Raw genomic sequence first — 21,273 nt, 5'->3', positions numbered from 1 at the left:
GCCGTGGAGGTTGAAAGCGGTGCGTTCGTCGAGAAGGCACGGGCCGCACTGGACGACGCGACCCTCCAGCACGCGCTGAAGCACATCAAGCACGGCTTCGTCGAGGCCCGGGCGAACGCCGCCGCTCGGCTGCCGGACTTCGAGGCCATGCGCGACCGCGCCCGCGACGTCAAGGCGCACACCATCGCCCATCTCGCCGACTATCTCGAACAGTTCGAGGCCAACGTCACCGCGCGGGGCGGCAAGGTGCACTGGGCGCGGGATGCCCGGGAGGCGCGGGCGATCATCCACGGCATCTGCCGCGCGGCCGGTGCGCGCACGGTCACCAAAAGCAAGAGCATGGTGACCGAGGAGATCGAGCTCAATCCGTATCTGGAAGAGCACAGCATCGAGCCGATCGAGACCGACCTGGGCGAATACATCATCCAGCTGCGCGGCGAGAAACCCAGTCACATCATCGCGCCGGTTATCCACCTCTCGAAGGACCAGGTGGCCGACACCTTTCACGAACACCATGGCAGGCACGGCTTCCACACCCGGCTGACGGAGCGTTCCGGCATGGTGCGCGAGGCCCGCTCGATCCTGCGCCAGCGCTTCGTGAAGGCCGACGTGGGCATCACCGGCGCCAACTTCCTGGTGGCCGAGACCGGATCGGCGGTGGTGGTCACCAACGAGGGCAATGCGGATCTGACGGCCTCGCTGCCCGACACCCACATCGTCGTCACCGGCATCGAGAAGCTGGTGCCGACGCTGGACGACTGCCACCTGATGCTGCGGTTGCTGCCGCGTTCGGCGACCGGCCAGGACATCACCGCCTATGTCAGTTTCTTCACCGGACCGAAGCGGACGGACGACCTGTCCGGGCCGTCGTCCTTCCATGTGGTGCTGCTCGACAACGGGCGCTCCGACATGATGGGCACCGAGTTCGAGGAAATGCTGCGCTGCATTCGCTGCGGCGCCTGCCTCAATCATTGCCCGGTGTACTCGAATATCGGCGGCCACGCCTATGGCTCGGTATATCCGGGGCCCATGGGCGCGGTGCTGACGCCCAGCCTCGCCGGCATCGACAAGGCGGGGCATTTGCCGAACGCGTCGAGCTTCTGCGGCCGCTGCGAGGCGGTGTGTCCGGTGCGCATCCCGCTGCCGAAATTGATGCGCCACTGGCGCGAGCGTGAATTCGAGCGCCACCTGAGCCCGAGCGGCACGCGATGGGGCCTGCGCGCCTGGTCGATGATCGCGGCCAGTCCGCGCCTTTACCGTTCCATGCAGTGGACGGCGTCCCGCTTCCTGCGCCTGATCGCCAGCAATGGCTGGATCAGACGGCTACCGCTGGCCGGCGCGGGCTGGACCGGCGAGCGCGACATGCACGCGCCGGCGGGCAACAGCTTCCAGCATCAATGGAGGAAACGCGGTGGCCGCCGGTAGCCGCGCCGAAATTCTGGGCAAGCTGCGCGCCGCCGTGCCGCGGCATGCCGCCTCACTGGCGCCGCAGGGAACCGGATTTCGCGTCGCGCCGGCCGCAGACGCGGCCGAAATATCCGTCCGGTTCGCCGAGCGCCTGGCGGCGGCACGCGGCACATTAGAGCGGGTCGGCCCGCTTGCCGGCGTGCCGGGTGCGGTGGCCCGCTATCTGGCGGACCAGAGCCTTCCGGCGCGGCTCAACGTGGCGCCGGAACTCAGGCCGCTGCTCGACTTCAGCGACGGCGCGCTCGCCATCGACGAGGCGCTGCCGATCGCTGACGGCCGCGCGGTGCTGGCCGGATGTATCGCGGGCGTTGCCGAAACCGGCACGCTGGTTGTCGTCAGCGGACCGGAGCATGATCCCCGGCTCAATTACCTGGCCGAGACGCTGATCGTGCTGGTCGGTGCCGGACAGCTTGTCGAGGCCTACGAGGATGTCTGGAAACGGCTCGGTGTGCCGGGTAACGGCATCGCACCGCGTCTCGTCAGCTTCATCACCGGGCCCTCCCGTACTGCCGATATCGAGCAGACCATCGAATGGGGTGCGCATGGCCCGCGCCGCGTGCATGTGCTGATTTCGGATGAAACACCAACGTGAGCAGCGGAAAAGGCGAGAGAATGCGCAAGCCGGTGTGGATGGCCATGATCCTGGCCGCGGGCCTTGCCGCAGCGTCGGTTGCCCATGGCGACGTGATCATCAAGCTGAAGAACGGCGTCGAGATCAAGGTCCCGGTGAACAACGATGACATCGCGTCGATAAATCTGGGTGAAGGCGGCAAGTCTGCATCGCCGCCCCCGCCAGCCGCGCCAGCCGCCCCCGCGACGCCCGCCAGGCCTGCGGAATACAAGCAGGCGCCGCCGTCGCCCGAGGATCTGGCGAAGGCGAAAGGCCCCGAATTGCCCGGTGCGTCCAGCTTCAAGACCGGGGCCTTCGGCAAGGACACCGCCGAAGGCGGCGGCAGCGGCCGGATCATTCATGTGGGGCCGGGCAAGGACTACGAACGTCTTGGCGATGTGGCCGGCAGCCTGCAGAACGGCGACGTGGTCGAGATCGAAGGCGGCCTTTACCTCAACGACTTCGCCGAGATTGCCGCCAGCGACGTCACGTTGCGCGGCGTGCACGGCAGGCCGCACTTCCGCGCCACCGTCGGCCCGCCCAACAACAAGGGCATCTGGGTGCTGAGCGGCGACAATGTCAGCGTCGACAACATCGAATTCTCCGGCGCCGTGGTGCCGGATTTGAATGGCGCGGGCATCCGCTACGAGGGCGGCAAACTCGACGTGCGCAATTCCAGCTTTCACCACAACCAGAGCGGCATCCTGACCATCAACCGGCCGGACATGGTGGTGGAAATCCGCAACTCCGAGTTCGCCTATCGCGTCCATGCCGGCAGTGGCCAGGCCCATGGTATCTACATCGGCACCGCCAGGCGGGTTGTGGTGATGAATTCCTATTTCCATCACAACGACGTCGGCCATCACATCAAGGTGCGCGGTGCCGAGAACTGGATCCTCTACAACAAGGTCACCGACCAGAATGGCGGCGCCAGCTATCTGATCGAGGCGCCCAATTGCGGCGCGACCTTCGTCATCGGCAATGTGCTGCACAAGGGTGCGAACGCCGAGAATTCCAATGCGGTGTCCTATGGGGCCGAGGGATGCGAAGGCAAGCCGCTGGGGCTGTATGTCACCAGCAACACCATGGTGAACGACCGCCATGCCGGCACCTTCGTGCTCAACCGGTCCGGCGCCACGGCGTTTGTCGCCAACAATCTGCTGGTCGGCAGGATCGGCGTGTCCGACGGACCGGCCAAGGACGTGAACAACAGGATCGAGTCCAGCGAGAAGTTCGTCGACCGTGCGGGCTACGACTACCATCTGGCCAAAGACGCCGACGCCATCGATCAGGGCGTCAAGGTCGGCAATGCGGGCAAGACTTCACTGATGCCCGCCAACGAGTATGGCTTCCCCAAGCCGATGACGCCGCGCAAGGCGCTCGGCAAGCTCGACGTGGGCGCCTTCGAGTATGGCGGAGCCGCTCGCTAGAAGCCCACCTGGAGGGATACCCGGATATCCCGGCCCGGCAGCGGTGCGAATTCCTTGAGGAACGAGGTATAGGCGCGGGCTATGGCGTTGGTCAGGTTGCGGCCGCGCAGCATGATGGTCACGTCAGGCCGCGCGGTGAAGGGACGTACCGAGAGGCTGGCGTTCAGCATGGTGTAGCCTTCGGTCTCCTCCTCGAACGCCGCCACCCGGTCCTGACGCGACAACCGCTGCACCTCGACCCTGCCGGTCAGCCAGTCGCGCCGGTATTCCGCGCCCAACTGGAGGCGGAACGGGGGAATCCTCGGCAGTGTCCCGCCGGAGATGGTGTCCGTCGCCCGCACATAGTCGGCCGAGGCGTCGAAAGTCAGCGACCACAGGTCGGTCTGCACCGCCTTGACCTCGACCTCGGCTTCGAGGCCGACGAACCGTGCGTTGGTCTGGCCGCGCAGAAGCACCGGCAGGCCATCCATTTCCCCGCCGGTGAACGCTTGCGTGATGAAGTCGTCATACCAGGTGACAAAGCCGCTGATCGAGCCGGTCACCACGCCGGCGCGCTTTCTCAGGAATGCCTCGACGTTTACCGCCGTCTCCTGCCGAAGGCCCGGGTCGCCGATCTCATAGGCGCCGATGGCAAGGTGGGCGCCGTCGGCGAATAGTTCCTCGGCTGTAGGCGCGCGCCTCGACCGGCTGATCGTGACGCCCAGCAGCCAGTCCTCGTCCGGCGTCCACGCCAGTCCGCCCGATACGTTCAAACTGTCGAAGGTCCGCCGTTCGCCGAGCGCCTCGACGCGCTGGTTCTCGAAGCGCGCGCCGAGTTCGACGGTCACTGCTCCCAGCTTCACCTCCTGAAAGGTGAACAATCCCCAGTTGAAGGTCTCGCTGGGCGGAACGAACGCTTCGTCGCCAATGGCCTCGAAGTCGCGCGATGTAAGCTGGACGCCGCTTGCTCCCCTCCAGATGCCGTCGAAAAGGGGTTTGTGGACCAGTTCGAGGCGCCCTTCCCATGCCTTGTTGCCGAAGATCGTGCCGATCTCGTCGCCCTCTATCTCGACATGCTGGTAGTCGGCGTAACCGAACCGGACCCGTGCGGCCTCGAACGCGAGGAGGTCTCCGCGGACCTCGCCGGCGATATCAAGACGATCCTGCACCAGATCGACCGCGACGTTTTCCTCGCCGTGACCGGCTTCCTCATCCTCATCCTCGTGTTCGTCGTCGTGGTGCTCGTCTTCCTCGTGAGCGTGGCCCCCGCTTGGGATGCCATACTTGCTGTCGAGCCGCGAATAGGCGAGGCCAAGGAAGCCGTCGTCCCATACATAGGACAGACCGGCCGTGGCGCCCTGGCTCCGGTTGGCGCTGTTGGCCACGCGCCGGGGGTTTTCTTCCTCTTCCTCGTGTTCGCCGTACTCGTACTCATCCTCGTCGTGATCGTCTTTCAGGGCGCCGAGGGGCACACGGTAGTCGTCCGACTCGCGGTAGAAGCCTTTCAGGTGCAGGACGAACTTTCCCATGGTGACATCGACATGGGCGGCGCCGGCACGCTCATCTGCCGCGCTGCCATAGAGCACGTCCACCTGGCCACTGACGGGATCAGCGGGGAGGCGCTCGGAGATGCGGCCGTCGAGTAGGTTGACGACGCCGCCGACGGCATTGCTTCCATACATCAGGTTCGCGGGGCCCCGGACCACCTCGATCCGCTGCGCGCCGAGCGGGTCGGCGGCCACCGCGTGGTCGGGACTAACCGTCGAGGCGTCGATGGAGCCGATGCCGTTGGTGAGTACGCGGATGCGGTCGCCGTCCAGGCCGCGAATGATCGGGCGCGACGCGCCGGGGCCGAAGAAGCTGGAGCTGAATCCCGGCAGGCTGGCAAGCGTCTCGCCGATGGAGCCTTCGAGGCGCAGCTGCAGGCTCTCGGCGGTCAGGACGGTTGTGCTCTGCAGGACGCTGAACGGATCCGCGGCGCTGGGGCGCGCCGTCACCACGATCTCCTCGCCCGGCGCCACGGCGACGCCGGTTTCGGCCGCCATCGCCGGACCGGCGAGGGCCGACAGGGCTGTTATGGTGACAAGGCGGTTCATGGGTATCCCTCCGGCAGTGCGAACAGAGGATGTAATAACATAACATTACAGGAGGTCAATCCTTCATCTCCGGCACACCCGGCCACCGATAGCCGCGCTTGCTTTTCTGCGGCGCGGCGCATAGTTGGGGTTCATGGCAGGCGAAGCGAAAGTCTATCTCGTCGGCGCGGGTCCGGGAGACCCGGAGCTGATCACCCTCAAGGCGTTGCGCGTGCTGCGCGCTGCCGACGCCGTGGTCTATGACCGGCTGGTCTCCGACGAGATTCTTTCCGAGATTCCCGATCATGCCGCGCGCATCTATGTGGGCAAGGAAGGCGGCACCCACTCGCTGCCCCAGTCCGAGATCAGCGACCTGCTGGTGACGCTCGCCCGTCAGGGCAAGAGCGTGGTGCGCCTCAAGGGCGGCGACCCGTACATTTTCGGCCGCGGCGGCGAGGAAGCCCTCGTGCTTGCCCGGGAAGGCGTCGATTTCGAAGTGGTGCCGGGCGTGACCGCCGCGTCGGGCGTCATGGCGGGCCTCAATGTGCCGCTGACCCATCGCGGGCTGGCGAACGGCGTGCGCTTCGTCACGGGTCAGTGCGGCAAGAATGTGCCGCTGGATCTGAACTGGAAGAGCCTGGCCGATCCCGACACCACGCTTGTCGTTTATATGGGGCTGGCCAAGCTGCCCGAGATCAGCGCCGAACTGATCAAGGCGGGCATGCCGGCCGACCAGCCTGCCATGGCCGTCTCCAAGGGCACGCTCCAGACCGAGACCGTCGTCGCCGGCACCATCGCGACCCTGCCGAAGCTGGTGAAGGACACGCGCCTCGCGCCGCCTGTGCTGATCGTCATCGGGCGGGTTGTGACGCTGGCCGAGAGCCTGGGACGCGACCTGGTCCGGCAGATCCGGGAGTCCCCGTGAACGCCGCGCCCCTCTATCTGGAAAAGGAAGGCGATCTCGCCTGGCTGGTGATCGACCGGCCCGACAAGCTTGGCGCCATGAGCCAGTCCATGTGGGAGGCGCTTCCCGGTATCGCCGCCGAGGTCGAGGCAGACCGGGCGTTGAAGGTTGTCGTGGTGAAGGGCAGCACCGAGAAGGCGTTCAGCGCCGGCGCGGATATTTCGGAGTTCGAGGCGCTCAACGCCGACAGCGCCCTGCGTGACGCCAACCGCGCCGCCATCACCAACGGGCTTCGGGCGCTGACCCGCATTTCCAAGCCGACCATCGCCATGGTGCGCGGCATCTGCATAGGCGGCGGCTGCGCCATCGCGCTGACCTGCGACGTCCGCTTTGCGTCGCCCGAGTCGCGGCTCGGCATTCCGCCCGCCAAGCTCGGTCTGGCCTATACGCTCGAGGACATGAAGCAATTGGTCGACGTGGTCGGCCCGTCCCATGCGAAAAGCATGATGTTCACCGGCCGCGCCGTACCGTCCGCCGAGGCGCTGGCGATCGGATTGGTCAACGCGGTTCACCCGCTCGATGCGATCGAGCAGGAGACGAGGGACTTCGCCGCCCAGATCGCGTGCAACTCGCAGTTTTCGGTCCGCGTGCTGAAGCAGATCATCGGCATGATCTCGGGCGGCGCTGACGCCGAGACCGAGGAAAGCTGGCAGCTGGCCATGCAGGCCTATGAGGGCGAGGACTACCGCGAAGGCGTCGCCGCATTCCTCGGCAAGAGGCCGGCGAGGTTCACGTTTTCCTGACGCCTACTGCGTCTCGGCGGCAGGTGTCGCCGGCGCCGGTTTGGGCCGCTCGGGGAAATCCACCTTGATATCCGGCAGCTTGGCGTCGACCCGCCGGATCACCTCATCGGTCACATCATAGGGCGAGCCGGGCCGGATATAGAGCACGGACGAGCTGTCGAGGAAACGGCTGACGCCGTAATCCTGACGGACCTGCTGGCCGACCAGGGTGGCGATGCTGTTGAACTGTTCGACGGCTTTTTCACCGGCCTTGTTCATATCGTCCTGGACCTTGGCAAGCGTGCCGTCGATCTGGGCCCTGATGCCGTTGTACTGGTCCACGGCCTTCTGGTACTCGGCGGCGTCCATGGTGCTTCTGGCCGACCGAACCGGCTCGAATTCATTGTCCAGCTTGTCGAGCGCCAGATTGTACGCGGCCGCCTCGGTATCGCGGCGCGCGGCCATCTGGTCGAAGATGCTCCGCATGGCGGCGGCCTCGGTGGCCAGCCGTTCGCCGTCGATCACCAGAAATCCGGCCGTTGCGGGCGCGGGTGCAACGGCCTGCGGCGCGGCGGCCGGGGCTTGTGCGTGGGCGGCGAGCGGCAGCGCGAGCGCGGCCCCGATAAGGATGGCGCGGATCATGGCCGGGATGCTCCCTCGGGCGGCAATTCCACCGTCGGCACCTCGGCGTTGAGGAACGTGCCGATCAGGCCGGTGATGTCATTGGCGCCGGGCGTGGCCAGCTTGTCGGCGACGAGGCCGTCATAGGCCTGTTTCTCCAGCACCATGTCGAGGGACATGCCTGCAGAAACACGGCTGATGATTGCATCGAGTTTCGGCTGCAGGCTCGCCATGGCCGCCTGGCCGCGGGCTTCGATGGCCTCGACGCCCTTCTTGTCGTCCTCGCTGACCTGGGCGATCCGCTGTTCCAGCGATGCCTGCCGCTGCTGCCGTTCCTCGGGCGCGAGATTGGCCGAATCGACGCGGAGCGAGCGCAGTTCTTCCTGCAGCGCCTCATACCTGTACCGGGTGTTCAGGCGGTAGTCGGCCTTGGCGGCCTCGACCTTTTTATCCAGGTCCTGGGTGACGAGCGACTTCTGGCTCAGTGCCGCAAGGTCGATCACGGCGATCTTGGGCGTCGGAAGGGAGTCCGCCATGGCCGGCACGGGGCTGGCGAGGGCGATGAGGAGCAGGGCTCTTCCAAGCATGATGTTCATGGCGCACGTCTATAGGCACGCGGGTCCGGGCGGTAAAGCCGGTCATGGGACTGTCACGGAAAATTCACGGAACGGGCACGGGGGCCGATCTCGGTGCGGCGAGGAAGGCGGCGACCCGATTGGCGACGTTGTCGCGGATGTTCATGTAGAACAGATTGTAGTCGTAGATGTGATAATTGCCGCCCGGCAGCACCAACCCGCTATAGCCCTTGCCGTCCGGCGGCGAGGCATAGAGGACGCCGTCCTTGCAGTGCGCGCCGGTAATGCCGGTATCGGGCACGCCGAGCGGGTCGTCCGTGGTCGGCAGCGCGCCCAGGTTCAGGACGGCGGGCGCGTTCTCGTCCGAGGTATCCCAGCGCAGCGGGTTGACGCAAAGCAGGGACTTGCCACGGTTCGCCTCGTAGACGCCGTCATAGTGGAAGCCCACATTGTCGAACAGGCTGGCCGGATCGGCATCCTGCAGGGCGAAGCTGTTCCAGCTGGCCAGGCAGCCCGTCTGACGCGGCGCGGTGCACGGCTGGATATCCTTGTAGACGCGCGAGAACAGGTCCATGGGAAGGGCGTAACCGACCGCATAGGCCGCGACCATGCGCCGGGCCAGCGGCGTGCCGTCGATCTCGTCGCGCAGCAGGTAGGACAGGTGCCGGCTGCCCTGGCTATGCGCGGCCAGGATGAATGGCCGGCCCTCGTTGTCGTTCTTCATGTAGTGGCGAAAGGCGCGGCGCACGTCCTCGTAGGCCAATGCCAGCGCCTTGTCGCCGTCGTCCCGGTTCTCCGGAAAGAATGCGCCCAGCGTGGCCTGCCGATAGAGCGGCGCATAGACCCTGGCCGAACCGTTGAAGGCGCTGGCCTGGTATTTCAGCACGAAGCCGTCGAGGCGCTCGCGTGCATCGGCATCGTCGATCGGCGCATTCCAGCCGGCGCGATTGTAGTAGGTGGTCGGCGCGATGAAAAACACGTCGACCGGCGCGGTCGCCTGGTTGTCCTGTGCGGCGGGCGTCTTCGGGACCTGGTCGGCGGCGTCCTGCGTCGTCGGCAGCGCCGCCCATGAGGCGGCATCGGCATAATCGGGCGCCGGCGGCGCCTGTGCGGCCTCGAAGGGGTCACCGGGCGTCATCGCCCAATAGCTCAGATCGTCCTTGAAGGCTCCGAGCAACAAGACGACGACGACGGCAAGCACGACAAGGCCGGCGACGATATAGAGGAAAATCCTGGCCACGCGGCGATGCTCCCTGACAGGTCGGTCCGGTCTTATCATGCTGCGGCGGCCGGTCCAGTGTTCGCGGACCGCCCGCCGTTCTAGTCGTTGTCCCAGATCGGCCTGCCACGACCCGGCAGGCCCAGACGATGCCATTTGTCGGTGACGGTTGCGATCACGTCGTCGCTCATGCGGATCTTGCGGCCCCACTCACGCTTGGTCTCGGGCGGCCACTTGTTGGTGGCGTCGAGACCGATCTTGCTGCCCAGACTTTCCTCGGGCGAGGCGAAGTCCAGATAGTCGATGGGCGTGTTCTCGATCAGGGTGATGTCGCGGGCAGGGTCCATGCGGGTCGAGATCGCCCACATCACGTCCTTCCAGTTCCGCGCGTCGATATCGTCGTCCACCACGATCACCCACTTGGTGTACATGAATTGCCGCAGATAGGACCAGACGCCGAGCATGACACGCTTGGCGTGGCCCGGGTAGGCCTTGCGCATGGACACCACGGCGATGCGGTATGAACAGCCCTCGGGCGGCAGCCAGAAGTCGGTGATCTCCGGGAATTGCTGGCGCAGCAGCGGGATGAACACCTCGTTGAGCGCCTCGCCGAGCACACTGGGCTCGTCCGGCGGGCGGCCGGTGAAGGTCGACAGGTAGATCGGATCGCGGCGCATGGTGATCGCCGACACGGTGAACACCGGGAATTTCTCGACCGAATTGTAATAGCCGGTGTGGTCGCCATAGGGGCCTTCGTCGGCGTAGTCGGTCAGCGACACATGGCCTTCCAGCACGATTTCGGCCTCGGCCGGCACCTTCAGCGGCACGGTCCTGCAATCGACCAGCTCGACCTTCTTGCCGCGCAGCAGCCCGGCGAACTGGTATTCCGACAGGGTGTCGGGCACCGGTGTCACGGCGGCGAGGATGGTCCCCGGATCGGCGCCGATCACCACGGCGGCGGGCAACGGCTCGGATTTCTCCTGCGCCCAACGCTGGTGGTGCTGGGCGCCGCCCCGATGCTTCAGCCAGCGCATGATGGTGGTGTTCCGCCCGGTCACCTGCATGCGGTAGATGCCCAGGTTGAAGTCGTCTTCCTTGCGTTTACCCGGCCCCTTGGTGACCACCAGCGGCCAGGTGATCAGCGGCGCCGGCTCGCCGGGCCAGCAGGTCTGGACGGGCAGGGCGGACAGGTCCACGTCGTCACCCTGCAGCACCACCTGGTGCACCGGCGCCGAGGTGGTGGTCTTCGGCTTCATCGCCATGACCGTGCGCAGAACGGGCAGCATGTCGAGCGCCTCGCGCCAGCCGCCGGGCGGCTCGGGCTGGCGCAGGAAGGCCAGCGTCTCGCCCACTTCGCGCAGCTGATCCGGCCTGCGGTCCATGCCCATGGCCACCCGCTCGACGGTGCCGAACAGATTGACCAGCACCGGCATGGCGCTCGGCGTGCCGTCCGCCATCAGCGCATTCTCGAACAGCACGGCGGGGCCGCCCTCGGCCAGCAGCCTGGTCTGGATTTCGGTCATCTCCAGCACGGTCGATACCGGCTCCTTCACCCGCACCAGAAGGTCGCGGCTCTCGAGCGTGGCGATGAAGTCGCGCAGGGAGGAATAGGGCATGGTTTATCCCAGTTGGCCGGCAATGATGGCAGCAAAGATGATCCAGCCAAAGCGTATGTTGGACCGGAACAGGCGCAGGCAGATGGCCGGATCGTCGATGTCGAGGCGGACGATCTGCCATACGAAATGGGCGCCGGCCAGGGCAAGCCCGGCAAGGAACATTGGTCCGAGTTCGCACAGCAGGCCCGCCGCCGCCCAGAATATCAGCGCCGCGCCATACACCGTCCACAGGAACGGCCGGGTCCGCGCGCCCAGCGCCAGCGCCGACGACTTCACGCCGGCCGTGACATCGTCGGCGCGGTCCATATGGGCGTAGATGGTGTCGTAGCCCAGGGTCCAGCAGAAGCAGCCCAGATAGAGCAGGAAAGCCGGCCATCCCGGATACTGGCCGGTCACCGCCGGCCAGCCCAGCAATGCGCCCCAGTTGAACACGGTGCCCAGCACCACCTGCGGCCAGTACGTCACCCGCTTGGCCAGCGGATACAGCACCACCAGCGGCAGCGACAGCACGGCGACGATTATGGTGCGCGGCGTGAACGACGCCAGGATCGCCAGCCCGACAAGGCCGAGGACGATCACCAGCGCCACGGCCGCCGGCACGCCGATGGCGCCGCTGGCGATGGGCCGCCCGGCGGTGCGCGCCACCATCGCGTCAATCTTCCTGTCCCAGATGTCGTTGATCGTGCAGCCCGCGCCGCGCATCACCAGCGCACCGGCGGCGAATGCCAGCAGGATCAGCAGGATGTCCGGCGACCACGGCCGCGCGCCCGTGTCGGTCACGGCCAGCATGGTGCTCCACCAGCACGGCCACAGCAGCAGCCAGGCGCCGACCGGCCGGTCGAGCCGCATCAGCCGCGCCCAGGGCCGAAGTGGACCGGGCAGCCAGCGGTCGACCCAGCCGCCGGGAATTGCGTCGGCGGGGCGGGATGTGGCCGACTCCATCAGGGGTGCTTCCGCTTTGTCATCGAAGTGTGTTAGCGCTATCCCCAGTCAGGAGCAACCGCCCGTCATGGCCTACGACCACTCGAAAATCCGGCTGTTCGTCGACGCCCCGCTGGCCGCGGGCGCCGTCATCGACCTGGCCGCCGATCAGGTCCACTACATGCGCGCGGTGATGCGCCGGCGCGAGGGCGACCGGTTCCATGTCTTCAACGGCTGTGACGGCGAATGGATCGCCGAGCTTGCCGTGCTGGGCAAGAAAGCCGGTACTGCCCGGCTCCACGAGCGCGTCCGCGAACAGACCGCGGTGCCCGACCTGTGGCTGGCCTTTGCGCCGATCAAGGGCGCGCGGCTCGACTTCGTCGTTCAGAAGGCGACCGAACTGGGCGTGGCCGTGCTGCAGCCGGTGCTGACCGAACGGAGTGTGGTGCGGAACGTCAATCTTGACCGGCTGCGCGCCAACGCCGTCGAGGCGGCCGAACAATGTGAATGCCTGAACGTGCCGGAAATCCGCGAGCCCCAGACATTGCGCAACCTGCTGGGCGGCTGGCCGTCAGCGCGCGGCCTGATCTTCTGCGACGAAGGCGGCGACCGGCCTGCGCTGGCGACGCTGGAAGCGGTCAAGGGGCAGGGGACTGCATGGGGTATCCTGACCGGCCCAGAAGGCGGCTTCTCCGATGGCGAGCGGGCGCTGATTCACGCGCAGAAGGTTGCGCTGCCCATCAGCCTGGGTCCGCGGATCATGCGCGCCGACACCGCCGCCGTCGCTGCGCTGGCGCTGTTTCAGGCCGTGCTCGGCGACTGGAGCACCAGCGCCGTGCACCGCTCGGCGTGATTGAGGCTTGAAAGCTGCCTCGGCAGCCGTTACTTGGCGATACTCAAATGGGGTGGAGTGCAGCCATGGCCGGCGTACCGGGCCAAGCGAACCAGACATTGATCGAGTCGAAGGCGCAGCTCGTCGAATATATCGAGAGCGGCAACAAGCCCAAGGAATACTGGCGGGTCGGCACCGAGCACGAGAAGTTCGGCTTCAGCTGGTCCGACAAGCAGGCGCTGCCTTATGACGGGCCGGCGGGTATTCAGGCTGTCCTCAATGGCATGGGCCGTTTCGGCTGGGAACCCGTCTCGGAAGACGGCCACGTCATCGCGCTGAAACAGAACGGCGCCTCGATCACCCTGGAGCCAGGCGGCCAGTTCGAGCTGTCGGGCGCGCCGCTCGAGAGCATCTGGCAGACCTGTGACGAGGTGAACACGCATCTCACCCAGGTACAGGAAGTGTCCCGCGAACTCGGCATCGGATTCATCGGCCTGGGCATGACGCCCAACATGCGCCGCGAGGACGTGCCGATGATGCCGAAGGGCCGCTACGAGATCATGCGGCGCTACATGCCGAAGGTCGGCAGCCTGGGCCTCGACATGATGTTCCGCACCTGCACGGTGCAGGCGAACCTGGATTATTCCTCCGAAGCCGACATGGTGAAGAAGTTCCGTGTGTCGCTGGCGCTGCAGCCTGTGGCGACGGCGCTGTTCGCCAACTCGCCCTTCACCGACGGCAAGCCCAACGGCTACCTGTCCTGGCGCAGCCATATCTGGGAAGACACCGATCCCGACCGCTGCGGCGTGCTGCCCTTCGTGTTCGAGGACGGCATGGGCTACGAGCGCTATGTCGATTACGTGCTCGATGTGCCGATGTACTTCATCTACCGCGACGGCCGGTATATCGACGTGGCCGGCCAGTCGTTCAGGGATTTCATGAACGGCCGGTTGCCGGGACGGCCGGGTGAACTCCCGACCATGGACGACTGGGAACAGCACATGACCACGGTGTTCCCCGAGGTCCGGCTGAAGAAATTCCTGGAGATGCGCGGCGCCGATGGCGGCCCGTGGAAGCGGCTGTGTGCGTTGCCGGCGCTGTGGGTCGGACTGCTCTACGACCAGGGCGTGCTCGACGCCGCCTGGGATCTGGTGAAGGACTGGACGCTCGAGGACCACAATCGCCTGCGTTCGGATGTGCCGCGCCTCGCGCTCCAGGCCCGGATCGGCGACGAGACCATTCAGGATGTATCGAAGAAGGTGCTCGCCCTCGCGTCCGAAGGCCTGCGCCGCCGCGCCCGGCTCGATTACAAGGGTGACGACGAAACCGGTTTCCTGGCCTCGCTCAAGCACATCGCCGAAACCGGCCGCACCCAGGCCGACGACCTGCTGGACGCCTACAACACCCGCTGGAACGGCAGCGTTCTCCCGGTGTTCGAGGAATTCGCCTACTGACGGCTTTCCGCCTACAGGATAAAGGCCACCAGCAGCCCGGCGAACAGGCCCAGCACGCCGAACACCAGAAAGTATTTCGGGCTGGCCTGCTTCAGCGCCCACAGCACCACCGACACCAGGTAGATGACGCTGAAGCCGACCGCCGCAGTGTTGAGCAGCATGCCGAGCAATCGCTTCCAGGTCGCGACTTCGCCGGCCTCGGGCCGGTCGAGGAAAGCGACGTCGCTGGCCCAGTAGAGCAGGGCTATGGCCGCGAGGTAAAGCGCCGCGCCCGCCGCTGCCGCCAGCCAGCGCAGGCGCGGATCGGGCACCAGATGTTCCTCGACGCTCTCCCGCTGTTCGGAAAGTATGTCGTGATAGGTTTTCTGGCGCCTGAAATCCATGCGCTGTCCGACAAATGAGCGAACCTCGTCCTGACTGGCAGCTTGATCCCTTTGCGTCCGGGCCGCCACCCCAAATTGGGCGCTATTCGGCGGCAATGCCGGTTTTGTCGGCGCGCCACTTCGCGCGGCAGACGAGACATATGCGGCTTGAAGTAGGGCGCCGTGCCAGCAACCCGAGCAATGCGACGACCAACACGCCCAGCAGGAAACTGTCGGGCCGGAAGATATTATCACTACCGCACGATGGACAGCATTCCCCGGCCGGTGTTGCGAGTGCACCCTCCGTGAAAGGGGAGATCAGCAGCAACGCATCCTTGGCGTCCTCCTCCATCACCTGGACGCCGATGCCATGAATCGCCGCCGTCATCCAGGGATTGATGCTCGACAACCCTTCGCCGTCGAGCACGCAGACGATGCCATGTTGCTCGAGAAGGCCCCGTATCACGAGCGCCTCCGTGTGGTCGAGGCAGCGGGTAATGGTTACCAGCCGCCCCACGCGGGATCAGGCCGACGCCGTGCCGCCCACCGTCAGGCCGTCGATCAGCATGGTCGGCTGGCCGACGCCGACGGGCACGCCCTGGCCGCTCTTGCCGCAGGTGCCGATGCCGCTGTCCAGCTTCATGTCGTTGCCGATCATGCGGATGTGCTTGAGCGCCTCGGGGCCGACGCCGATCAGGGTGGCGCCCTTCACCGGGGCGCCAACCTTGCCGTTCTTTACCCGATAGGCCTCGGTGCAGGTGAATACGAACTTGCCATTGGTGATGTCGACCTGGCCGCCGCCGAAATTCACCGCATAGATGCCGTCCTTCACCGCGGCCAGGATTTCCTGCGGATCCTTGTCGCCGCCCAGCATGAAGGTGTTGGTCATGCGCGGCATGGGCATGTGGCCATAGCTCTGGCGCCGGCCGTTGCCGGTCGGGGCCATGCCCATCAGCCGGGCGTTGAGGCGGTCCTGCATGTACCCTTTGAGGATGCCGTCCTCGATCAGGACGGTGGAGGAGGTGGGGGTGCCCTCGTCGTCCACGGTCAGCGACCCGCGGCGGCCCTCGAGCGTGCCGTCGTCGATCACGGTAACGCCGGGCGCCGCAACCCGCTCGCCCAGCAGGCCGGCGAAGGCCGAGGTCTTCTTGCGGTTGAAGTCGCCCTCGAGGCCGTGGCCGATGGCCTCGTGCAGCATGACGCCGGGCCAGCCGGCGCCGAGCACGACTTCCATCTCGCCCGCGGGCGCGTCTTCCGAGTCCAGGTTGACCAGCGCCTGGCGCAGCGCTTCATCGACCTGCATGCGCCAGTTGGCCGGATCGAGCAACTCGGCATAACCCCAGCGGCCGCCGGCGCCGAAGTGACCGCTTTCCTGCCGGTCGCCCTTGCCGGCGATCACCGACACGTCGAGGCGCACCAGCGGGCGGATATCGCGGACCCGCTTGCCGTCGGCCCGGACGATCTCGACCACCGACCATTCGCCGGACAGCGAGGCCGATACCTGGCGCACGCGCTCGTCCAGCGAGCGGGCATAGGAATCCATGCTTTCGAGAATGCCGACCTTGGCGTCGAACGCGACCTGATCGAGCGGGTTGTCGGGAATGTAGAGCTTCTGGTTGGTGCCGTTGGGCGGCGGCGTCATGATGCCGGAGCGGCCCCGGCGCACGGCCTGCACGGTATCGGACGCGCGCTTCAACGCCTGCTCGGACAGATCGGAGGCGTGCGCATAGCCGGTCGATTCACCGGACACGCTGCGCAGTCCGAAGCCGCGCGCGGTATCGAAGCTGGCCTTCTTCAGCCGGCCGTCATCGAATACGAAGCTCTCCGACTGGGTGTATTCCAGATAGAGTTCGCCGTCATCACAACCGGCCAGCGCCTCTTCGGTGATGGACAGCGCCGACGCCTCGTTGAGGCCGGTCTGTGTATAGAAGAGGTCTCTGGCGATTGATTCATCTGACATTTCGACTCCGATCCGGAACGTGCATCCAATTGGGTTGCCCTAATATGGACCGGGGCCATGCGCATTTCGACCATCAATTATGCAGGCCACGCAGAGGCGCTGGCGGCCAATCCGATGTACAGCAGGCGCACGTGAATTGGGCTTGCCAGCCCGCCGCCGGACGCGCCATAACCGGTTGTCGGGGCAAAAGTCTGGGTGTAGTGTCGCGCCGACTTTTCAGGGCCCCTCGGGGTGAGCTTTGAGAACCGAAGGACGAGAATGTCTAAAGTAAAAACAATAGCGGCCGTCATGAGTTCGCTCTTCTCTTTCGCCACTGCCGGTGCGGCGTTCGCCGACATCGCGGTGCAGGGCGAGGCCAAGCCGTGGCAGATGGGGTTCCAGGTCGCGGCGACCGACGTGATGCAGAAGAACGCCTGGTTCCACGACATCATCCTGCTGCCGCTGGCCGTCGTGATCACGATATTCGTCGCGGTCCTGATGGTCGTGACCTTTGTCAAATTCAATGCCAAGGCGAACCCGGTTCCCAGCAAGACCACGCACAATGCTGCGATCGAGGTGGTGTGGACGGTTATCCCGACCATCATCGTCGCCATCATCGGCATCATCAGTGTGCGCTTCGTGTACTTTCAGGATGCGCCGCCCGCCGATCTGGCCTCCGAGTCCGGTATTGCGCCGGCTGCCAACGAAATCGTGCTCAAGGCGACCGGCAACCGCTGGTACTGGGAATACGAATATCCGGAAGAAGGGATATCGTTCGCCTCGATCATGGTCGAGGACGCCGACCTGAAGCCGGGCCAGCCGCGCCTGCTGACCGTCGACAACCACATCGTGATTCCTGTCAACACGGTGATCCGCCTCCAGGTTACCGCCAACCCGCTGGATGTGCTCCACGCCTGGACCATCCCGTCGTTCGGCGTGAAGGTCGACGCCGTCCCCGGACGCTTGAACGAGCGCTGGTTCCGCGTATTGCCGGGCTTCGAGGGCCGCTACTACGGCCAATGCTCCGAATTGTGCGGCCAGCGCCATTCCGCCATGCCGATTACCGTCGACGTGGTGTCGGACGAGGAATACCAGGCGTGGCTCGCCACGACCAAGGAAGCCGCGAACGGTTCGCCCGCCGGCCAGACGACGATTGCCCTCAACATGGGGGCCGCGGAGTAATCCGCGCCGAGAGAAGAAGGACCTAGAAGATGGCTTACGGGGAATCCGCCCACGCCGGACACGACGACCACCACACGCCGACAGGTTTCCGGCGCTGGGTGATGTCGACCAACCACAAGGACATTGGGACGCTGTACCTGATCTTCGCCATCGTGGCGGGTCTGATCGGCGGCGCCCTGTCGGTGATGATGCGCATGGAGCTCCAGGAGCCCGGCCTGCAGATATTCACCCAGTTGGCCGAGAATCCTGACGACGCACGGCAAATCTTCAACGTATTCGTGTCGGCCCATGGCCTGATCATGATCTTCTTCATGGTTATGCCGGCGCTGATCGGCGGCTTTGGCAACTGGTTCGTGCCGCTGATGATCGGCGCGCCGGACATGGCCTTCCCGCGCATGAACAACATCAGCTTCTGGTTGCTGATTCCGGCGCTTGGCCTGCTGCTGATCTCGCTGTTTGTCGGTGACGGACCTGGCGGCGGCTGGACCATCTATCCGCCGCTCTCGGTGCTGGGCAACGGCTCCACGCCGGGCGGCAACGCCTCGATCGACTTCGCGATCTTTGCCCTGCATGTCGCCGGTATCTCGTCGATCCTGGGCGCTGTCAACTTCATCACCACCATCCTGAACATGCGGGCGCCGGGCATGACCTTGCACAAGATGCCGCTGTTCGTGTGGTCGGTGCTGGTTACCGTTTTCCTGCTGCTGCTGGCGCTGCCGGTGCTGGCGGGCGCCATCACCATGCTGCTGACCGACCGCAACTTCGGCACGCACTTCTTTGACGCCCAGGGCGGCGGCGACCCGATCCTGTTCCAGCACCTGTTCTGGTTCTTCGGTCACCCTGAAGTGTACATCCTGATCCTGCCCGGCTTCGGCATCGTCAGCCAGATCGTGTCGACCTTCTCGAAGAAGCCCGTGTTCGGTTATCTGGGCATGGCCTACGCCATGGTCGGCATCGGCGTCATCGGCTTCGTCGTGTGGGCGCATCACATGTTCACCGTCGGCATGAACGTCGACACCCAGGCCTATTTCGTCGCCGCGACCCTGGTGATTGCGGTGCCCACCGGCATCAAGATCTTCTCGTGGATCGCCACCATGTGGGGCGGCTCCATCGAGTTCAAGACGCCGATGCTGTTCGCCCTGGGCATGATCTTCCTGTTCACCGTGGGCGGCGTGACAGGCGTCGTGCTGGCCAACGCGTCGGTCGATCAGTCCATGCACGACACCTACTATGTGGTCGCGCATTTCCACTACACCATGTCCATGGGCGCGCTGTTCTCGATCTTCGCCGGTTTCTACTACTGGGTCGGCAAGATGTGGGGCGTGCAGTACAACGAGACCCTGGGCAAGCTGCATTTCTGGATCACCTTCATCGGCGTGAACCTGATCTTCTTCCCGCAGCATTTCCTGGGCATGGCGGGTATGCCGCGCCGCTATATCGATTATCCCGATGTGTATGCGGGCTGGAACCACGTCTCGTCGATGGGCGCCTACTTGTCCTATGCGGGGGCGATCCTGTTCCTGTTCATCATCGCCGAGGCCTTCATGCGCAAGCGCAAGGTCGCGGATAATCCGTGGGGCGAAGGTGCGACGACGCTGGAATGGACGCTGTCCTCGCCGCCGCCGTTCCATCAGTTCAATGACCTGCCGCGGATAAAGTAACCGGGAGAAACAACGTGTCCGACGCGATCATCGCATCGGTCCGATCCACTGAAGCACCAGGCGATATCGGCGACATGGAACCCCGTGTCGCCGATTATCTGGCGCTGCTGAAGCCTCGGGTCATGTCGCTCGTGGTGTTCACCGGCCTGGTCGGCCTGGTGGCGGCGCCCGGCGGCATCCATCCCGTGCTCGGCCTGCTGGCCATCCTGTGCATCGCGGTCGGTGCCGGCGCATCCGGCGCGCTCAACATGTGGTACGACGCCGACATCGACGCCCGCATGACCCGCACCATGGGCAGGCCCATTCCCTCGGGCAGGCTCAACGACCGCGAGGCGCTGGGTTTCGGCATGGCCTTGTCGGTCGGCTCGGTCATCGTCCTCGGTCTGTTCGTCAACGTCCTCTCGGCGGCGCTCCTTGCTTTCACCATCGCCTTCTACGTGCTGGTCTACACGATGTGGCTCAAGCGCCGCACGGTGCACAACATTGTCATCGGCGGCGCCGCAGGCGCGCTGCCTCCGGTGATCGGCTGGGCGGCGGTCACCGGTTCGGTGACCTGGGAGCCGCTGCTGCTGTTCGCCATCATATTCATGTGGACTCCGCCCCATTTCTGGGCGCTGTCGCTGTTCGCCAAGGGCGACTATGAACGGGTGGGCGTGCCCATGCTGCCGGTGGTCGCCGGCCCGCGCGAGACCCGCAAGCAGATCCTCATCTACAGCCTGCTGGTCACGCCGCTGGCCGTGCTGCCGGCCGCGCTTGGCATGGCGGGCTGGCTGTATGGTGCGTTCGCCGTCGCCTCGGGCGTCTGGTTTCTTTACCTGGCACTGCGCGTCTGGCGGGGTGAGGACATGATCCAGCCTCGCCGGCTGTTCCTGTTCTCGATCTTCTACCTGTTCGGCCTGTTTGCCACCTTGCTGGCCGAGAAATTGCTGGGGCTGAGCTGATGCCGTTGCACGACGAGCACCGCAAGCGCCGGGTTCGCAACTGGACCATCGCCGGGCTGCTGTTCCTGCTGGTCTTCCTGTTCTACGTGGCGTCGATTGCCAAGATGGCCGGGGGCGGGCATGTCTGGGGCCAGTGACGGCCACGCCGCCGGGCGCCATCGTCGCACCGTTATCGTGCTGTCCGGCGTGGTATTGGGCATGATCGCTCTCACCGCCGCTTCCGTGCCGCTCTACCGCATCTTCTGTCAGGTCACCGGTTATGACGGCACGCCGCAGCGGGCCGAGGTCATTCCCGACCAGACGTTCGACCGCGAGGTCAAGGTGCGCTTCAATGCCGACACCGACCCCAACCTGCCGTGGCGATTCCGGCCCGAGCAGCATTTCGTCGACGTCAAGGTGGGCGAGAACAAGCTGGTGTTCTACAGCGCCGAGAACAATTCGGGCCAGCCGGTCACGGGCCAGGCGGTGTTCAATGTCACCCCGGCAAAGGCCGGCGCCTACTTCACCAAGGTGGAGTGTTTCTGCTTCACCGAACAGACGCTCCAGGCGGGGCAGAAGGTTGACATGCCTGTCAGCTTCTTTATTGATCCCGCCTTCATGGACGATGCCAACATGAAGGATGTGACCTCGATCACGCTGTCATATACCTTCTATAATCAAAATCAGGAGGCCGGCGGCAAGACCGCGGCCGTGCAATAAGCGA

General features: G+C 65.4%; 21 protein-coding genes. 12 read left to right on the top strand and 9 right to left on the bottom strand.

What is annotated here, in order from left to right; genetic code table 11:
* The first annotated feature begins 3 nt into the window (after positions 1-3).
* From WJU21_RS03905 to WJU21_RS03895, 3 genes are read left to right on the top strand one after another with little or no spacing between them, the layout of a single operon-like run.
* Entirely contained in the window at positions 4-1,425 is a 1,422-nt protein-coding gene (locus WJU21_RS03905) for a LutB/LldF family L-lactate oxidation iron-sulfur protein (RefSeq protein ID WP_346322067.1), read from the top strand.
* A complete protein-coding gene (locus tag WJU21_RS03900; protein ID WP_346322066.1) occupies positions 1,412-2,059 on the top strand; it encodes an LUD domain-containing protein in 648 nt (215 codons plus the stop codon). Before WJU21_RS03905 ends, WJU21_RS03900 begins: the two co-directional genes overlap by 14 nt.
* Positions 2,060-2,079: 20 nt before the next feature.
* Complete coding sequence (locus tag WJU21_RS03895) at positions 2,080-3,507, top strand: right-handed parallel beta-helix repeat-containing protein (RefSeq protein ID WP_346322065.1); 1,428 nt, start codon at positions 2,080-2,082, stop codon at positions 3,505-3,507.
* Here WJU21_RS03895 and WJU21_RS03890 read toward each other — a convergent pair.
* A complete protein-coding gene (locus WJU21_RS03890; protein WP_346322064.1) occupies positions 3,504-5,582 on the bottom strand; it encodes a TonB-dependent receptor in 2,079 nt (692 codons plus the stop codon). The two genes, WJU21_RS03895 and WJU21_RS03890, sit on opposite strands and share 4 nt — an antisense overlap.
* A gap of 133 nt (positions 5,583-5,715) precedes the next feature.
* Here WJU21_RS03890 and cobA point away from each other — a divergent pair, with 133 nt between their 5' ends.
* The gene (cobA, locus tag WJU21_RS03885) at positions 5,716-6,486 is read left to right on the top strand and encodes a uroporphyrinogen-III C-methyltransferase (RefSeq protein ID WP_346322063.1); all 771 of its coding nucleotides are present in this window, start codon (positions 5,716-5,718) and stop codon (positions 6,484-6,486) included.
* A complete protein-coding gene (locus WJU21_RS03880; RefSeq protein ID WP_346322062.1) occupies positions 6,483-7,268 on the top strand; it encodes an enoyl-CoA hydratase-related protein in 786 nt (261 codons plus the stop codon). Before cobA ends, WJU21_RS03880 begins: the two co-directional genes overlap by 4 nt.
* A gap of 3 nt (positions 7,269-7,271) precedes the next feature.
* Here WJU21_RS03880 and WJU21_RS03875 read toward each other — a convergent pair whose 3' ends face one another.
* The 5 genes from WJU21_RS03875 to ubiA form a co-directional block, all read right to left on the bottom strand.
* On the bottom strand, positions 7,272-7,889 hold the full coding sequence (locus WJU21_RS03875) for an OmpH family outer membrane protein (RefSeq protein ID WP_346322061.1): 618 nt from the start codon (positions 7,887-7,889) through the stop codon (positions 7,272-7,274).
* Positions 7,886-8,464 (bottom strand): OmpH family outer membrane protein, encoded by a 579-nt coding sequence (locus tag WJU21_RS03870; RefSeq protein ID WP_346322060.1) that lies wholly within the window; start codon positions 8,462-8,464, stop codon positions 7,886-7,888. The genes WJU21_RS03875 and WJU21_RS03870 overlap by 4 nt, the downstream gene beginning before the upstream one ends.
* 64 nt (positions 8,465-8,528) lie before the next feature.
* Positions 8,529-9,683, bottom strand: coding sequence for a DUF3089 domain-containing protein (locus WJU21_RS03865; RefSeq protein WP_346322059.1), 1,155 nt, complete (start codon positions 9,681-9,683; stop codon positions 8,529-8,531).
* Positions 9,684-9,763: 80 nt separating this feature from the next.
* A complete protein-coding gene (locus WJU21_RS03860) occupies positions 9,764-11,278 on the bottom strand; it encodes a UbiD family decarboxylase (RefSeq protein ID WP_346322058.1) in 1,515 nt (504 codons plus the stop codon).
* A gap of 3 nt (positions 11,279-11,281) precedes the next feature.
* Positions 11,282-12,220, bottom strand: coding sequence for a 4-hydroxybenzoate octaprenyltransferase (ubiA, locus tag WJU21_RS03855; RefSeq protein ID WP_346322057.1), 939 nt, complete (start codon positions 12,218-12,220; stop codon positions 11,282-11,284).
* Between the two features lie 67 nt (positions 12,221-12,287).
* On the opposite strand from ubiA, the gene WJU21_RS03850 reads away from it, so the two are divergent.
* Complete coding sequence (locus WJU21_RS03850; protein WP_346322056.1) at positions 12,288-13,052, top strand: 16S rRNA (uracil(1498)-N(3))-methyltransferase; 765 nt, start codon at positions 12,288-12,290, stop codon at positions 13,050-13,052.
* Between the two features lie 65 nt (positions 13,053-13,117).
* The gene (locus WJU21_RS03845) at positions 13,118-14,485 is read left to right on the top strand and encodes a glutamate--cysteine ligase (protein ID WP_346322055.1); all 1,368 of its coding nucleotides are present in this window, start codon (positions 13,118-13,120) and stop codon (positions 14,483-14,485) included.
* Between the two features lie 11 nt (positions 14,486-14,496).
* On the opposite strand, the gene WJU21_RS03840 is transcribed toward WJU21_RS03845, so the two are convergent.
* The 3 genes from WJU21_RS03840 to tldD all read right to left on the bottom strand — a co-directional run bounded on the left by WJU21_RS03840 (position 14,497) and on the right by tldD (position 16,807).
* Positions 14,497-14,868: a hypothetical protein gene (locus tag WJU21_RS03840; RefSeq protein ID WP_346322054.1), complete on the bottom strand. Its 372-nt coding sequence runs from the start codon at positions 14,866-14,868 to the stop codon at positions 14,497-14,499.
* Positions 14,869-14,950: 82 nt separating this feature from the next.
* Positions 14,951-15,364: a DUF2007 domain-containing protein gene (locus tag WJU21_RS03835; protein WP_346322053.1), complete on the bottom strand. Its 414-nt coding sequence runs from the start codon at positions 15,362-15,364 to the stop codon at positions 14,951-14,953.
* 6 nt (positions 15,365-15,370) lie between these two features.
* Positions 15,371-16,807, bottom strand: a complete 1,437-nt coding sequence (gene tldD / locus WJU21_RS03830; RefSeq protein ID WP_346322052.1) for a metalloprotease TldD — start codon at positions 16,805-16,807, stop codon at positions 15,371-15,373.
* A gap of 288 nt (positions 16,808-17,095) precedes the next feature.
* Between tldD and coxB the strand changes: the two genes are divergently transcribed.
* The 5 genes from coxB to WJU21_RS03805 all read left to right on the top strand — a co-directional run bounded on the left by coxB (position 17,096) and on the right by WJU21_RS03805 (position 21,269).
* Positions 17,096-17,968 carry a cytochrome c oxidase subunit II gene (gene coxB, locus WJU21_RS03825; RefSeq protein WP_346322051.1) on the top strand — a complete coding sequence of 291 codons (873 nt, stop codon included), beginning with the start codon at positions 17,096-17,098 and terminating at the stop codon, positions 17,966-17,968.
* A gap of 29 nt (positions 17,969-17,997) precedes the next feature.
* A complete protein-coding gene (ctaD, locus tag WJU21_RS03820; protein WP_346322050.1) occupies positions 17,998-19,629 on the top strand; it encodes a cytochrome c oxidase subunit I in 1,632 nt (543 codons plus the stop codon).
* Positions 19,630-19,703: 74 nt separating this feature from the next.
* Positions 19,704-20,570, top strand: coding sequence for a heme o synthase (locus WJU21_RS03815; RefSeq protein WP_346322448.1), 867 nt, complete (start codon positions 19,704-19,706; stop codon positions 20,568-20,570).
* A complete protein-coding gene (locus tag WJU21_RS03810; protein ID WP_346322049.1) occupies positions 20,570-20,707 on the top strand; it encodes a hypothetical protein in 138 nt (45 codons plus the stop codon). Before WJU21_RS03815 ends, WJU21_RS03810 begins: the two co-directional genes overlap by 1 nt.
* Entirely contained in the window at positions 20,691-21,269 is a 579-nt protein-coding gene (locus WJU21_RS03805; RefSeq protein WP_346322048.1) for a cytochrome c oxidase assembly protein, read from the top strand. Before WJU21_RS03810 ends, WJU21_RS03805 begins: the two co-directional genes overlap by 17 nt.
* Positions 21,270-21,273: the final 4 nt, after the last annotated feature.

The sequence above is a fragment of the Emcibacter sp. SYSU 3D8 genome (assembly GCF_039655875.1).
Lineage (GTDB): Bacteria > Pseudomonadota > Alphaproteobacteria > SMXS01 > SMXS01 > RI-34.
Note: the sequence above shows the minus strand (reverse complement) of the source record. Positions and strands in the feature narration are given on the sequence as shown.

Excerpts from the sequence above, each read along its gene's own strand:
- WJU21_RS03895 (WP_346322065.1), top strand. The coding sequence starts at position 2,080 with ATGCGCAAGCCGGTGTGGATGGCCATGATCCTGGCCGCGGGCCTTGCC.
- WJU21_RS03890 (WP_346322064.1), bottom strand. The coding sequence starts at position 5,582 with ATGAACCGCCTTGTCACCATAACAGCCCTGTCGGCCCTCGCCGGTCCG.
- cobA (WP_346322063.1), top strand. The coding sequence starts at position 5,716 with ATGGCAGGCGAAGCGAAAGTCTATCTCGTCGGCGCGGGTCCGGGAGAC.
- WJU21_RS03875 (WP_346322061.1), bottom strand. The coding sequence starts at position 7,889 with ATGATCCGCGCCATCCTTATCGGGGCCGCGCTCGCGCTGCCGCTCGCC.
- WJU21_RS03870 (WP_346322060.1), bottom strand. The coding sequence starts at position 8,464 with ATGAACATCATGCTTGGAAGAGCCCTGCTCCTCATCGCCCTCGCCAGC.
- WJU21_RS03860 (WP_346322058.1), bottom strand. The coding sequence starts at position 11,278 with ATGCCCTATTCCTCCCTGCGCGACTTCATCGCCACGCTCGAGAGCCGC.
- ubiA (WP_346322057.1), bottom strand. The coding sequence starts at position 12,220 with ATGGAGTCGGCCACATCCCGCCCCGCCGACGCAATTCCCGGCGGCTGG.
- WJU21_RS03850 (WP_346322056.1), top strand. The coding sequence starts at position 12,288 with ATGGCCTACGACCACTCGAAAATCCGGCTGTTCGTCGACGCCCCGCTG.
- WJU21_RS03845 (WP_346322055.1), top strand. The coding sequence starts at position 13,118 with ATGGCCGGCGTACCGGGCCAAGCGAACCAGACATTGATCGAGTCGAAG.
- WJU21_RS03840 (WP_346322054.1), bottom strand. The coding sequence starts at position 14,868 with ATGGATTTCAGGCGCCAGAAAACCTATCACGACATACTTTCCGAACAG.
- tldD (WP_346322052.1), bottom strand. The coding sequence starts at position 16,807 with ATGTCAGATGAATCAATCGCCAGAGACCTCTTCTATACACAGACCGGC.
- coxB (WP_346322051.1), top strand. The coding sequence starts at position 17,096 with ATGAGTTCGCTCTTCTCTTTCGCCACTGCCGGTGCGGCGTTCGCCGAC.
- ctaD (WP_346322050.1), top strand. The coding sequence starts at position 17,998 with ATGGCTTACGGGGAATCCGCCCACGCCGGACACGACGACCACCACACG.
- WJU21_RS03815 (WP_346322448.1), top strand. The coding sequence starts at position 19,704 with ATGGAACCCCGTGTCGCCGATTATCTGGCGCTGCTGAAGCCTCGGGTC.
- WJU21_RS03810 (WP_346322049.1), top strand. The coding sequence starts at position 20,570 with ATGCCGTTGCACGACGAGCACCGCAAGCGCCGGGTTCGCAACTGGACC.
- WJU21_RS03805 (WP_346322048.1), top strand. The coding sequence starts at position 20,691 with ATGTCTGGGGCCAGTGACGGCCACGCCGCCGGGCGCCATCGTCGCACC.